This is a genomic window from Nocardia concava NBRC 100430, from assembly GCF_000308815.1.
Lineage (GTDB): Bacteria > Actinomycetota > Actinomycetes > Mycobacteriales > Mycobacteriaceae > Nocardia > Nocardia concava.
This window is the reverse complement of sequence record NZ_BAFX01000055.1, coordinates 16,925-30,425: the sequence shown is the minus strand read 5'-3', so window position 1 is coordinate 30,425 and position 13,501 is coordinate 16,925. Positions and strand designations below refer to the sequence as shown.

At 66.4% G+C, this 13,501-nt stretch carries 14 protein-coding genes; 9 read left to right on the top strand and 5 right to left on the bottom strand.

Features of this window, described 5'->3' with window-relative positions; translation table 11 throughout:
* Nucleotides 1-1,545 (top strand): AIPR family protein (locus ON43_RS43625; protein ID WP_157514002.1); only part of this gene is annotated, 1,545 nt, incomplete at its 5' end.
* Between the two features lie 143 nt (nucleotides 1,546-1,688).
* A complete protein-coding gene (locus ON43_RS11350; protein ID WP_040806639.1) occupies nucleotides 1,689-2,129 on the top strand; it encodes an SRPBCC family protein in 441 nt (146 codons plus the stop codon).
* A gap of 13 nt (nucleotides 2,130-2,142) precedes the next feature.
* Here the strand turns inward: ON43_RS11350 and ON43_RS11345 are convergent, their stop codons facing one another.
* On the bottom strand, nucleotides 2,143-2,607 hold the full coding sequence (locus ON43_RS11345) for a DUF4352 domain-containing protein (RefSeq protein ID WP_040806637.1): 465 nt from the start codon (nucleotides 2,605-2,607) through the stop codon (nucleotides 2,143-2,145).
* A gap of 148 nt (nucleotides 2,608-2,755) precedes the next feature.
* Between ON43_RS11345 and ON43_RS11340 the strand changes: the two genes are divergently transcribed.
* A complete protein-coding gene (locus ON43_RS11340) occupies nucleotides 2,756-3,643 on the top strand; it encodes a tyrosine-protein phosphatase (RefSeq protein WP_051178282.1) in 888 nt (295 codons plus the stop codon).
* Between the two features lie 56 nt (nucleotides 3,644-3,699).
* On the opposite strand, the gene ON43_RS11335 is transcribed toward ON43_RS11340, so the two are convergent.
* The 4 genes from ON43_RS11335 to ON43_RS11325 form a co-directional block, all read right to left on the bottom strand.
* Complete coding sequence (locus ON43_RS11335; RefSeq protein WP_040806635.1) at nucleotides 3,700-4,305, bottom strand: hypothetical protein; 606 nt, start codon at nucleotides 4,303-4,305, stop codon at nucleotides 3,700-3,702.
* Nucleotides 4,306-4,446: 141 nt separating this feature from the next.
* Nucleotides 4,447-4,875 carry a TY-Chap domain-containing protein gene (locus tag ON43_RS42385; RefSeq protein WP_051178281.1) on the bottom strand — a complete coding sequence of 143 codons (429 nt, stop codon included), beginning with the start codon at nucleotides 4,873-4,875 and terminating at the stop codon, nucleotides 4,447-4,449.
* Nucleotides 4,876-5,021: 146 nt separating this feature from the next.
* On the bottom strand, nucleotides 5,022-5,198 hold the full coding sequence (locus ON43_RS44765) for a hypothetical protein (RefSeq protein WP_157514001.1): 177 nt from the start codon (nucleotides 5,196-5,198) through the stop codon (nucleotides 5,022-5,024).
* Nucleotides 5,199-5,319: 121 nt separating this feature from the next.
* Entirely contained in the window at nucleotides 5,320-6,180 is an 861-nt protein-coding gene (locus tag ON43_RS11325; protein WP_040806633.1) for a sigma-70 family RNA polymerase sigma factor, read from the bottom strand.
* A gap of 149 nt (nucleotides 6,181-6,329) precedes the next feature.
* Here ON43_RS11325 and tsaA point away from each other — a divergent pair, with 149 nt between their 5' ends.
* From tsaA to ON43_RS11295, 6 genes are all read left to right on the top strand, one after another.
* The gene (gene tsaA / locus ON43_RS11320) at nucleotides 6,330-6,764 is read left to right on the top strand and encodes a tRNA (N6-threonylcarbamoyladenosine(37)-N6)-methyltransferase TrmO (RefSeq protein WP_218003237.1); all 435 of its coding nucleotides are present in this window, start codon (nucleotides 6,330-6,332) and stop codon (nucleotides 6,762-6,764) included.
* Between the two features lie 167 nt (nucleotides 6,765-6,931).
* Nucleotides 6,932-8,134 (top strand): PucR family transcriptional regulator, encoded by a 1,203-nt coding sequence (locus tag ON43_RS11315; protein ID WP_040806630.1) that lies wholly within the window; start codon nucleotides 6,932-6,934, stop codon nucleotides 8,132-8,134.
* Between the two features lie 200 nt (nucleotides 8,135-8,334).
* Nucleotides 8,335-9,792, top strand: coding sequence for a dihydrolipoyl dehydrogenase (gene lpdA / locus ON43_RS11310; RefSeq protein WP_040806627.1), 1,458 nt, complete (start codon nucleotides 8,335-8,337; stop codon nucleotides 9,790-9,792).
* A gap of 11 nt (nucleotides 9,793-9,803) precedes the next feature.
* The gene (gene pdhA, locus ON43_RS11305) at nucleotides 9,804-10,937 is read left to right on the top strand and encodes a pyruvate dehydrogenase (acetyl-transferring) E1 component subunit alpha (RefSeq protein ID WP_040806624.1); all 1,134 of its coding nucleotides are present in this window, start codon (nucleotides 9,804-9,806) and stop codon (nucleotides 10,935-10,937) included.
* A gap of 19 nt (nucleotides 10,938-10,956) precedes the next feature.
* Nucleotides 10,957-11,940, top strand: a complete 984-nt coding sequence (locus ON43_RS11300; RefSeq protein WP_218003236.1) for an alpha-ketoacid dehydrogenase subunit beta — start codon at nucleotides 10,957-10,959, stop codon at nucleotides 11,938-11,940.
* A 15-nt stretch (nucleotides 11,941-11,955) separates the two neighbouring features.
* Nucleotides 11,956-13,257: a dihydrolipoamide acetyltransferase family protein gene (locus ON43_RS11295; RefSeq protein ID WP_040806619.1), complete on the top strand. Its 1,302-nt coding sequence runs from the start codon at nucleotides 11,956-11,958 to the stop codon at nucleotides 13,255-13,257.
* Nucleotides 13,258-13,501: the final 244 nt, after the last annotated feature.

Sequence of the window (13,501 nt, the reverse complement as noted above, 5' to 3'; positions counted from 1 at the left end):
GCTCAGGGGTACGAAGCAACCAACGCGAACAAGAAGCAGGCACCCGCAGGTAAGGCTTCCACTCTCAACCAGGCGATCAACTGGCTACTGTCGAAGACCGAACCCGTCGGCGTGCCCGACACGCTTCTTGCGGCATGGCGAGAACTTCACGACGCCTTGAGCGACGACGTGATACAGAACGTAGAGATCTGGTATGTCCATAATCTTCCCGAGTCCGAGCAGGTAGCAGACGAGCTCAGAGCAGCTCGCGATGCGGCGCATCGGCATTTGTCCTTCGCTTATCCGGACAGCATGATCGAAGTCTCGTATACCGAACTGGGGCGGCGTACTTTGTCAGCCCGGTACAACGACTCACGGACGCCTATCTTGGTTGCCGACACATTCAACGTTCAGGTCCCAGGCGCATTCGAAGAGCGCGGTGACAAATGGACAGCTCTCTGCACAAGCGTCCCGATGGACTGGCTGCACAGCGTGTTCCAAGAGCATGGGAAGGCGCTCTTCTCTCCGAACGTTCGAGACTACCTGGGCAGTCGCCGCACCGAGAGCAACATAAACAATGGAATTCAGGAAACGGTTCGTAACGAACCCCGAAACCTGTGGGCGTACAACAACGGCATAACTGCCCTAGTGCATAAATTCTCTCATAACGGCAGTTCGGTTACAGTCACCGGACTTGGCATCGTTAATGGTGCCCAGACAACCGGAGCAATTGGATCGCTGCCGTCACCTGAAGGCGGACAGGGCAGCCATGTGCTCACTCGATTCATTCGGTGCGATGATTTCGAGACAGTTCAGAATATTGTCCGATTCAACAACCGCCAGAACCCCACGCAGGCCTCAGACTTCCGAAGCAACGACAGCATCCAACGCCGACTCGTCACAGAGTTCAAGGGTCTCGGCGTCCTCGGCTACAACGGGGGTCGACGCGGCGGCGCTGAAGATGTCATCAAGCGCCCTGGCGAGAACCAACTTTCGGCCGAGCTGGCGGCACAGGCTCTCGCTGCCTTCCACGGAGAATCCGGCGTGGCGTATCACGAGAAGGGAAAGATCTGGGAACAAGACTCGACCTATAGCCGGGTCTTTCCTGAACGAATTACTGCACCGCATATCATTTTTGTCGCAAGCTTGCTCCGTGCCGTCGAAGGCGAGAAAGCCCGACTGGGCAAAATCGATGTGCCGACACGTACCGAGGATGAACTCGAGCTGCTCCAGTGGTTCGGGCTCCGGGGATCGATCATGCTGGCGGTCGAAGCCATAGGCGCTTCACGCGAGGTGCTCGTGGGAACAGCCGTGAGCGACGCATACTCACTTCGATTCCGGAAGAATCTTCCGTTGCAGAAGGCGGTCCAGATCTGGCAACCGATCGTTGAGTCAATTCTGTCCTTTGCACCCAGTCAGCTTCATGATGTTTTGAGGACCTCCGGCCTTCGCAATCGTCCTGCCGTGCAGAATGCCTTGACCAACTTCCGCGCGCAAGTCGTTGCTGCCCGAAAACCAAATCGGTCCACCTTCGATGAGTTCGCCAAGCAGGTGGAAATAGGGTAGCAACGAAAGTACGACACGATTCAACAACTTGAGTTGCGGTCGACACCTAGGTCGACGAAGCAGCGCAAGCGCTCTCGGAGCCCCATCCGCCTCGGCGGCTGGGGCTCCGGCCGTTTCCGGGGTGGCTCGCCTACGATCGGCCCATGGCCGTCGATGTTGTGACCAGCATTGATATCGCACGCCCGCGCGACCGGGTCGCCGAATTCGTGATGAATCCGACGAATGCCACCGACTGGTACCGGAACATCGCGTCGGTGGACGTGCAGTCCGACGGACCTTTCGGCGTCGGCTCTCGAATGGCGTTCCAGGCCCGCTTCCTCGGCCAATCACTGGCCTACACCTACGAAGTGGTCGAGTACGAGCCCGGCCGCCGACTGGTCATGCGAACCGCAGACGGCCCGTTTCCCATGGAAACCGACTACTCCTTCGAAGACACCGCCGATGGCGGAACCAGGGTCACCCTCCGCAACCGCGGCGAGCCCGCCGGCTTCTCCCGCGTCGCCGCGATCCTGATGGAACCCGCAATGCGCTCGGCAAACCGCAAGGACCTGCGCCTACTGAAGGAAATCCTCGAAGCACGGTGACAACTCAGCTGTTTCACACAGGCACTTTTACAGGGTCGGCGAACAGGTCACTCAACTCGATCATCGCGACGTAGGCCGGTTCGGCGTCGATGGGGATGTCGAATGCCCACCGGACCGCGAGGGATTCACCGGGGTTCAGGGGCGACCACTCGTCCACTGTCGCGGCCGGAGACATGCGGTAGGTAGCCTCCCCATCCTCATCGAAACAGCGTCCTCGGGTGTCGCACAGTCGATTCGAGCCGAAGAAACGTTGTCGTTTACCGCTGATGTTGGTGATCGTGAGCGTCACCACCGCGAAGGTTCCGTCGGCTCTGCGCCATCCGCGGTCGCTGACGACGAGCGGGCCGATGTACTTCACATCGATGACCGCGTATTCGAAGTTGTTGTCGTGCACCGGTGTTCCGGCCGTGGCGGTCGCGGGGGCGACAGTCGAGGCGATTGCCGCGAACAACGCGAAACCCGAGGCGAGCTTGATCATCGTTGGAGTGTGCCCTACTCAGGGAGACCGGCTTAGTCATCGATTACGTCCAGTTGATGTCCCGATGATCGGGTTGTGATGTTCGGTGGGTGGGAGGGTTGCGGGGAAGCCGCCGATTGGGGCGTAAGCACCCCTAGCGTCGCGGGCCATGAAGATCAAGCAGTTTGTGCGCCTTTGTATTTCAGTATTCGCTTTGTCGGGTGTCGTGGGGTTGGCGGCGGGAGCCGGGGCTGCGCCGGTCGCGCGGGAGGAGGCTACGCAGATCACCTTGCAGGGGGCGGTGAATGTGCGGGATGTGGGCGGGTACATCACCTACACCGGCGATTCGACCAAGTCCGGCAGGGTGATTCGGGCCGATGCGCTGGGCAAGCTGACCGATGCCGATGTGCAGAAGCTGGGCACGCTGGGGGTCAAGAGCGTGGTCGACTTCCGGACGGCTCCCGAGGTGCAGGGTATGGGCGCGGACAGGTTGCCCGCCGGGGTGAGCGCGGTCTCGCGGCCGATCGATGACGGGGGCATCTATCTGAAGACAGCGCAGGCGATCGGGTCCAAGGATCCGGTGCAGCAGCAGGCGCTGCTCGGGGACGGTAAGGCCGAGCAGATCATGAAGACCGCGTACACCAACTTCCTGAGCGCCGATGCGACGGCGAAGTTCGGGCAGACCATCAAGGAGATAGCGGCGGCGCCGGGTGCGTTCCTGTACCACTGCACCTCGGGCAAGGACCGCACCGGCTGGATGACCTACGTGCTGTTGCAGGCGGTGGGTGTGCCGGAAAGCGTTGCACGCCAGGACTACCTGCTCTCCAACCAGTACCGCGCCGCCTCGGACGCCGCGCTGCGGGCGCAACTGAAAGCCGCCGGGATCATGCAGAATCCGGACCTGCTCATTCCCTTGCAGGTCGTCAGCGACGACTACTTGAACGTCGCCGTCGATCAGATGAAGCAGCAGTACGGCGACTTCGGCAAGTATCTGTCCAAGGGCCTCGGCCTCGACGCCGGAACCATCCTGAAGCTGCACCAGAACCTGGTGGGCTGACCCCACGAGGCGAGCGCATGCCTCCCGTCCTCGTTTCGGGAGGCATGCGCGAGCATTCAGAAGCGGGGGCGCTTGAACCAGCGGCCCGAGACGCCTTGGGACAGCAGGATCAATACCAGCAGTGCGGTGCCGAAGGTCAGGACACCGTAGAGCGGTCCGGCATAACCGGTCCCGGCCTTCGCGGCATCGCGAGCCGCCTGGCCGCTGCCGGCGGCGCTCATCTGCCCCAGGCTCGAGAGCCCCTGCAGCACACAGAGAACGATCGTGGTGATCCGGATTCCATTGCGGCCCGAGGTGTAGAAGCAGGCCAGCAGAGCCATGATCCAGATCAGGAGATACAGGACGATGTCGAAGCCGACCATGTAGGAGCGCCAATCCGGGTCCCCCATGGTGCCCTGCACCACGGTGACGAGCACCCCGATGCCCGAGACCACGAACAGAACTATCCGGGCGGCGCGCACCGTGCCCGGCATGACGGTCGGGAACGCCTGGGGTACATACGGATACGGTGGATAGCCGTAGGAGTAGGACTGCGGTGGCCAGCCGGGCGGCGGCGGGACCTGCCCGTTCGGGACGAGACCGTAGGGCCCGCCGGGGCCGTATGGTCCGTTCGGACCGGGGTCGCCGGGGAACGGTTCTTGATTGGGCTGGTTCGGGTCCATTGGCTGCATCGGATTCCCTCGGCGCGGTGGTGATCGCATTCGAACGTACTGCGGCACAGTGGAGTCCGCTGTCTACGACAGCGAAGCCGACGCCGATAAGGCGGGAATTGTCGTGGAATGTCTACCGGCGGGCAGCCGTGTCTACCGGCGGGCCATGGCGCCGAGGGCGGAGAGGTCGAGGTCGCCGGAGGAGTCTGACCAGCCGGTGGCGCGGAGGTCGTCGGGGGTGGAGACGCCGAGGGCCTCGTGGAGGCCGACTGCCACGGAGCGGGCGAGGTCTTCGAGGCCGCTGCGGGGGATGGGCCAGAGCAGGGTTCGGCTCCAGTTTTCGATGTCGTGCGCGGGGACGGGGGCGGTCCAGCCGATATCGCGTAAGAGGCGGTCGGCGGCGGCGGAAATCGGTTCGGCGAGATAGTAATCGCCGGTTAGTTCGGCGGAGAGTTTTATGTCGAACTGCTGGATCTGGACGTATCGGTTACCTGGGGCTACCAAGATCAGTGTGGCGCGGGAGGGCAGTCGCGCGAGGCAGCCGGCCAGTGCGTGAACGAACACGTCCCAGTCGGTTGTCACTACGTGCTCGTTTTGACCCCGGGTGCCCATCGTGGCCGATCATACGCCGTCCAATGGATATGGGCGTGAAATATCCTGCCGCACAGTCCGATCAGCGGAAACCGTGGTGGTGTCGACTGGTATCGCCACGGTTTCCGCTGATCGGCTCACCGCCCGAGGGGTGTGGCGGGGCCGAGCACCGCGAGGGGTGTGCGGGCGAGCAATCGCGCGTCGCCGGGCTCCGGGGCGAGGGTCTGTTCGGCGAAGAATTCCCGGATTCGCCGCGCCACCGAATGGAAGATCGGCTTCGGTGCGACAGGCATGGCCGCGGCCATTGCGTTCATTGCACTCCCCTCGGTTTCGTCGGAATGTTCGGCAACCCATTCTGCCAACCGAGCAGCACTGTGGCCGTTAATCTCTCGTGAAAATTGTGCTATCGAGCAAATACATTGCAGAAAGAAGCTTTCAACCCAGGGGTTCGAGGTCGAGTTCGGCGAGCAGGACCGGGTCGGCGAGCATTTCGATGCCGGTGATGCGACCGTCGACGACGGTGAAATCGAAGACCATGCGCGGGGTGCCCGCCGTCATCCAGACGAGTCCGGCCAGTCCGTCGACCAGCACCGGGCGCGCGGCCTTGGCGCGGCCCGCGAAGGTGTTCGCGACCGATTGCGCGCCACGGACTTCCGCGTCCGCGCCCATGGCGATGCCGATGGCGTCGGCGCGCACCACCACGTCCGGGTCCAGCAGTTCCAGTAGCGCCGCGAAATCGCCGCCGCGGGAGGCGGCGAGGAAGGCGGTGACGACCTCCTGCTGGCGCTCGCGATCGATGGTGAATTCGTCGATGCCGCGCACCCGGCGTCGGCCGCGGCTGGCGAGTTGGCGTGCGGCGGCGGGGGTTTTGCCGAGGATCGGGGCGATGTCCTCGAACGGCACGGCGAACATGTCGTGCAGGACGAAGGCCAGCCGCTCGGTCGGGCTGAGGGTGTCGAGGACGACCAGCAGCGCCGCGCCGATCGAATCACCCAGCAGCGCTTCCTGTTCCGGCCCGATGGCGGCCTCGGGGGCGTCGTAGTCCTCGAGCGCGTCCTCGCGGCGGGTCCCCCGTGACTGCAGCATGTTCAGGCACACCCGGGAGACGACCGTGGTCAGCCATCCGGCGAGATTGTCGATCTCGGCGGTCTCGGACCGGCTCAGCCGCAGCCACGCCTCCTGCACCGCGTCCTCGGCCTCCGTCGCGGACCCAAGCATCCGCTGGGCCAGCGCCTGTAGCCGTCCGCGCTGCAGCTCGAATTCGAGCGCCACGACATTCAGGTCGTCGTTGCCCATGTCCGAAGTCTCCTCGATCACGATCGGCCGGACCCTCCGCGCCGTGCGGGCGTGTCCCCCGCACTTCCCTGACCGATCGCGCGCCCCGAATGTGACAGCCCGGCCCGAAGCCGATCACGGACGCCATGGCGGCGCTAACGTGAAATGTCGTGACCTCGGAATCCGCCAGCAGCCCCGATCATTTCGAAGTGCGCCCGATAGGCCGCGTCCGCTCTCCGCTCACCGACCGCACCGGCGCACCTCGCCAGCCCGACGAGGACGCCCCACCCGCCGACATCCTCCTCGCCCCCGAATACGCCCCCGCCGCAGCCGATCTGGCCCCCGGCATGCGCGTCATCCTCCTCACCTGGCTGCACGCGGGCCGCCGCGACACCCTCGCCGTCCACCCCCGCGGCGACCGCACCCGCCCACCCACCGGCGTCTTCGCCACCCGCTCCCCTGACCGCCCCAACCCCATCGGCCTCCACGAGGTCACTCTGACAGCCGCCACGCCGACGACCCTCACCGTCGCGGGCTTGGAAGCCATCGACGGCACCCCCATCCTCGACATCAAGCCGGTCCTGGGCACGATCGAATCCCGCTGACATGCGAGCCTTCGTCATTCCGGCGCGCTTTTGGCCGGAATCCACCGCCTCGAGGTGTGGATCCCGGCCAAAAGCATGCCGGGATGACGAGGGCGGAGTCTGCCGGTGATGGCGCGGGCGGGATGGGCTGCGACGGAGGCTGGGGAAGCGGGCGTAGGTTGAGGATCATGGCGGCTCCCAGGCATCCGGTACCGACGCTCGGTACGCAGCGGTTGGCGGCGGCCTGTCAGGCCGAGGTGCCGGAGCTCACTAAGCGGCTGATGGCGGCCATCGCGACCGATAACCCGGAGTGGACGGATTACACGGCGGTGCCGCGCGCCGATCTGCGGGACGGGTGCAAGCGGTATCTGACGCGGATTCTGGATCTGCTGGGTGGGCTGGAGCCGGATCCGGAAGGCGACGATGTCGCCGCGGCCATCGGCAGGCGGCGGGCCGAGCAGGGCGTGCCGCTCGAGGCGATGCTGCGCACCTTCCGGCTGGGCGGTCAGATCGTGTGGGAAGCGTTGCTGGACAAGGCCGATGACATCGGGCCGAGCGAGATCCGGCAGGTGGGGTCGGTGATGTGGGCGGTCGTCGACGGGATGTCGTCGGCTTTGGTCACCTCGTATCGGACCACCGAGCTGGATCGGGTGCGCAGCGATGAGCGGCGCAGGCATTCGCTGATGGAGGATCTGCTGGCGGGCCGCGCCCATGACGCCACCTTCGCGGCGCGGGCGGGCCGGGAGCTGAATCTGCCGCCGAACGGCGCGTATCTGGTGGTCGTGGCGCGCGGTGAGAGCGGGCCGCCGCTGCACATGGGTGCCGAGGCGGCGCTCGGGGTGACCGGGATCCGGTCGGTGTGGCACGACCGGGTGGATTCGACGGTCGGGCTGGTGTCGCTCGAGCATCGGGAGAGTTCGGCTGTGCTGCAACAGCTTCGGCCGCTGATCCGGGGCCGGGCGGGCGTCTCCCCCGCGGTCCAGGGGCTGGCGGGCATCGATACCGGGCACGGTCTGGCGGTGCTGGCGCTGGAGACGGTCTCCGGCGACGAGCAAGGCTTACTGGTCTCCCTCGACGAGCGTTACCCCGAGGCGCTGCTGCTGCGCTCCCCCGACCTCACCGATCTGCTGGTGTCGCGCACCCTCGGCCCGGTGCTGGAGCTGCCGCCCAAGGAACGCGACATTCTGCTGCGGACCCTGGCCGTCTGGCTGGCCGAGAACTGCTCGGCCGCGAACGCCGCACCCCGGTTGCACTGCCATCGCAACACGGTCATCAACCGGCTCCAACGCATCACCATGCTGCTGGGTCGTCCGCTGGAGGGCCAGCGCTCCTACGTGGAACTTTCCCTCGCCTTGGCCGCTCTGGAACTGCCTGGCACGACGCACGATTGAGCCTTTTCGGCGAGCCGGAAGAGCCGTCGAATGCCCGCTACCGGCGGGTACAAATTGTGCTCAGCGCCCAGTCGATTCCTGTCATATATGGGCTTCCAGTTCCTTGTTTGTGCATTTGGTGACCGACAGACTCGATCGGAATGACCCGCATCACAACCGATAGCGGGTCTGTGAGTACATCGAGATGAGGAGCACCACGAGTGCCGGAATTCGATCTTCTGGTGATCGGCGGCGGCCCGGGCGGTTACGTGGCCGCCATCCGCGCCGCTCAGCGGGGCCTGAATGTTGGCTTGGTGGAGAAGGAACGCGCCGGCGGCGTCTGCCTGAACTGGGGCTGCATCCCGACCAAGGCGATGCTGCGTTCGGCCGAGGTCTTCCACACCCTGCAGGCCGCGGCCGACTTCGGCGTCTACGCCGATAATGTCCGCTTCGATTACGCCGCGGTGCGGCAGCGCAAGGACGGCATCGTCAAGGAGCTGACCGACGGCGTCGCGGGCCTGCTGAAGGCCAATGGCGTGACGCAGATCGAGGGCCACGCGAAGTTCACGAGCGCGACCACCGTCGAGGTCTTCCAGGCCGGTCCGTCGCCGATCTTCGAGGGCGGCCCGCGCTACGCCGCCGCCCCGACCGCGACCTCCGTGCGCACCATCAGCGCCAAGGACATCATCGTCGCGACCGGTTCGGTCCCGGCCGTCCTCCCGATCCCGGGCGCGGATCTGCCCGGCGTGATCACCTCCGACGGCGCGTTCGGCCTCACCGAGGTCCCCAAGCGACTGGTCGTCATCGGCGGCAGCGCGGTCGGCGCGGAGTGGGCCAACCTGTTCCACGAGTTCGGCGCGGACGTCACCGTGGTGGAGATGCAGGATCGCCTGGTCCCGTTGGAGGACAAGGAGATCGGCACCGCCCTGGTGCGCTCGTTCACCAAGCGCGGCATCAAGGTGCTGACCGGCGCGACCGTCACCGGGATCGCGCAGGGCGACAACGGCCTCAATGTCACCGTCGGCGGCGCGAAGCCGCAGGAGCTGCCCGCGGACGTGGTGCTGGTCGGCGTCGGCCGCCGCCCCAATACGGCCGAGCTGGGCCTGGACATCGCCGGAATCGAAACGGACGCACGCGGTTTCATCCCGGTCGACGAGCACCTGCGCACCGGCGTCGAGCACGTGTACGCCATCGGCGATGTCACCGGTAAGGCGCTGCTCGCGCACGTCGCCTCCCATCAGGGTCTGGTCGCCTCCGACACCATCGCGGGCCACGCGGCGCACATCGACTACAACGTCATCCCGGCCGCGACCTTCACCCACCCGGAGATCGCCAGCGTCGGCCTGACCGAGGACGCCGCGAAAGCCGCCGGCCACGAGATCATCACGGCCAAATTCCCGTTCGCGGCGCTGGGCCGGGCGAAGTCCTTCGGCGATCAGGAGGGCTTCCTCAAGATCGTCGCCGGGGCCAAGCACAAGGAAGTTCTGGGCGTGCACATCATCGGCCCGTCGGCCAGTGACCTGATCACCGAAGGGGCCCTGGCGATCTCGCTGGAGGCGACCCTCGACGAGCTGGCCGAGACCATCCACGCCCACCCCACCCTCGGCGAGATCGGTATGGAGGCCGCCCTGGTCGGGCTGGGCCTGCCGGTTCACGTCGCGCCGCCCCGGAAGCGTTGAGGAGTTCCATCGTGACCACGACCACCGCCGCGCCGCGCAAGTCGGCGCGCAAGGCCAGCAAGGCCGCGGACGTAGCTGCGTCCGTAGAAAACACCGCTGACGTCGAAAACCTGCTCGGCGGACCGGATTTCGGCGGCGCGGACGCCAACGACCTGCTCGGTCTCTACACCGACATGCTGTTCATCCGCCGCTTCGAGGAGCGCACCGCGCAGGCCTACCAGCAGGCCAAGATCGGCGGCTACTGCCACCTGAACCTGGGTGAGGAAGCCACCGTCGTCGGTGTCGGCAAGGCCATGCGCCCCACCGACTACCTGTTCACCAACTACCGCGAGCACGGTTACGCGCTGGCCAAGGGCATCGAGCCCGGCCGCGTCATGGCCGAGCTGTACGGCCGCTCCACCGGCACCTCCAAGGGCTGGGGCGGGTCGATGCACATGTACGACACCCAGACCCGCCTGCTCGGCGGTTACGCCATTGTCGGCGGCCAGGTTCCGCTGGCCATCGGCGCGGCGCTGGCCATCGACTACCGCGGCGGCGACGACGTCGTGGTGTGCCAGATGGGTGAGGGCACCACCAACATCGGCGCCTTCCACGAATCGCTGAACATCGCGGCGCTGTGGAATCTGCCCGTCGTGTTCCTGGTGATCAACAACCAGACCGGCATGGGCACCACCGTCGAGAAGTCGTCCGCCGAACCGGATCTGTGGAAGCGCGCCTCCGCCTACCGCATGCGCGGTGAGCGCGTGGACGGCACCGATGTGCTGGCCGTGCGCGAGGTGGCGAGCGACCTGATCGAGACCGCCCGCCGCGAGGGCAAGCCCGCGCTGCTCGAGGCCGTCTCCTACCGGCTCAAGGGCCACTCGGTCGTCGACCCGGCCAAGTACCGCACCGAGGACGCCGTCTCCGTCGCGGTCGAGCACGACCCGATCGTGCTGTGGCACAACCGTCTTCTCGAAGCCGGTGTGCTGAGCGAGGAGTCCGCGGCCGCCATCGAGGCCGACGTGAAGGACCGCGTCCGCGCGGCCGTCGATTTCGCCGACGCGTCCCCGCACCCGGACCCGGCCACCCTGTTCGATTACAACTACGCGACCCCGGTCGCGGGCGATTCCCATCGCCTGCCCGGCGATCCGCTCTTCACCGCATAAGGACATCACCGTGGCTGTCATGACCTACCGTGAAGCGCTGCGCGAGACCCTCCGCGAGGAGATGCAGCGCGACGACGATGTCTTCCTCATCGGAGAAGAGATCGGCGTTTTCGAGGGCTCCTACAAGATCACCGCCGGCCTGCTGAAGGAATTCGGCGAGAAGCGGGTGCGCGACACCCCGATCGCCGAAGAGGGTTTCGTGGGCGCGGCCATCGGCGCCGCCATGCTGGGCCTGCGCCCGGTCGTCGAGCTCATGACGATCAACTTCTCGCTGCTGGCGCTGGACCAGATCGTCAACCACGCCGCCAAGATCTACGGAATGTTCGGCGGCCAGACCTCCGTGCCGATGGTCATCCGCACCCCCGGTGGCGGCGGCCAGCAGCTCGGCGCGACGCACTCGCAGAACATCGAGCTGTACTACGCGTTCGTGCCCGGCCTGAAGGTGGTCGCGCCCAGCACCCCCGCCGACGCGCGGGCGCTGCTCAAGGCCGCCATCGAGGACGACGACCCGGTGCTGTTCCTCGAGAACCTCTCGCTCTACAACACCAAGGGCGAAGTGCCGGACGACCTTCCGCCCGCCGAGCTGGGCAAGGCCGCGGTCACCCGCGAGGGCACCGACATCACGCTGATCGGCTACTCGCGCATGGCCACCGTGTGCACCCAGGTCGCCGAAAAGCTTGCCGCCGAGGGCATCTCGGCCGAGGTCGTGGACCTGCGCAGCCTGCGGCCGCTGGATCGCGACACCATTGTCGCCTCGGCCAAGAAGACCGGCGCCGTCGTGATCGGCGAGGACGACTGGCTGACCTACGGCATCGGCGCGGAGGTGGCCGCGTCCATCTCCGACGGCGCGTTCGACTACCTCGATGCCCCCGTGCGCCGCGTGGCCATGGCCGAGGTGCCGCTGCCCTACGCCAAGCCCCTGGAGAAGCTGGCGCTCCCGTCGCCGGACACCCTGTACCGCGCCGCCATCGAAACCCTTGCCGCCGTGGGCAAGCGACGCTGAGAACCGGAAGGAATCATGTCTGAAGTAACCATGCCCCGGCTCTCCGACACCATGGAGGAGGGCATCGTCTCGGCCTGGCTCAAGCAGGTCGGCGATCAGGTCAAGGCCGGCGAGATCCTCGCCGAGATCGAGACCGACAAGGCGCTCATGGAGCTCGAGGCGTACGAGGACGGCGTGCTCGAGCGGATCATCGCCGAGCCGGGGACGACCGTCGCCATCGGTGAGCCGATCGCGTTCCTGGGTGATGGCAGTGGGGCTTCGGCTCCGGCCGCCGCACCTGCCCCGGCTGCCGCTCCGGCCGCTGCCGCTCGGGCCGCCGCTGCTCCGGCCGCTGCCGCCCCCGCCGCCCAGCCCGCCGCGACCAATGGCGCACAGGGCAATTCGGCTCCGGCCGCCGGAAATGGCAGCGCGCCTGCCGATTCCGGTGACCGTAAGAAGTCGTCGCCCCTGGCCCGCAAGGTCGCCAAGGAGCTCGGCGTCGACATCAACGCCGTGACCGGCACCGGCCCCGGCGGCCGCGTCACCAAGCAGGATGTCGAAACCGCTGGCAGCACAGCGGCTCCGGCCGCTGCCGCCCCGGCCGCTCCGGCTCCGGCCCCGGCCGCCCAGGTCGCGGTCCCCGCCGGCGACTACGACGAGATCCCGCTGACCAATATCCAGCGCGTCTCGGCCACCCGCCTAACCGAGTCCAAGCAGCAGGCCCCGCACATCTACCTCACCAGTGCGATCGATGTGACCGAACTGCTCGCCTTCCGCGCGCAGATCAACAAGACCCTGGAAGAGACCGGTTCCGGCAAGGTCAGCGTGAACGATCTGCTGGTCAAGGCCGTCGCCACCGCGCTGCGCCTGGACCCGGCGGTCAATGTCTCCTTCGCGGGCGACAAGCTGCTGCGCCACAAGTCCATCAATATCGGCATCGCCGTGGCCACCGACGCGGGCCTGTTCGTCCCCGTCATCCACGACGCCGATCGCAAGAGCGTCTCCGCGATCGCCGCCGAGGGCAAGGAGAAGGCCGGCCGCGCCCGCGACCGGAAGCTTAAGGGCGAGGACATGTCCGGCGGCACCTTCACCATCTCCAACCTGGGCATGTTCGGCATCGAGCAGTTCACCGCCGTCATCAACCCGCCGGAGTCCGCGATCCTCGCGGTCGGCGCGGCCCAGGACGAGCTGAAGCTGGACGGCGAGAAGGTGGTGTCGCGCAAGATCCTTCGCGTCACCCTGTCGGCAGATCACCGCTCCATCGACGGCGCCGTCGCGGCCCGTTTCCTGCAGCAGCTCAAGGAGCTCATCGAGCATCCGCTGCGCATCGTGACCTAGTCACGACCCCAGACCGTTGCCCGATTTTTGATCCAGGTCGGGCGACGCAATCCCGCCACCCGGGCACGCGGCATCCCATGCCAGTCGCGCGCCCGGAAGCCGAACTCACCCGGCGGCGGGTAGAAACGCCGGATGGCGTGGACCGGGTTACCCGGCCGGTCCACGCCATCCGGTTTTTCGCGTTTCGGGCTAGGTGACGGTTGCCACACAGGCGACATGATGAGAAGATTCGGTAGTAACTCTC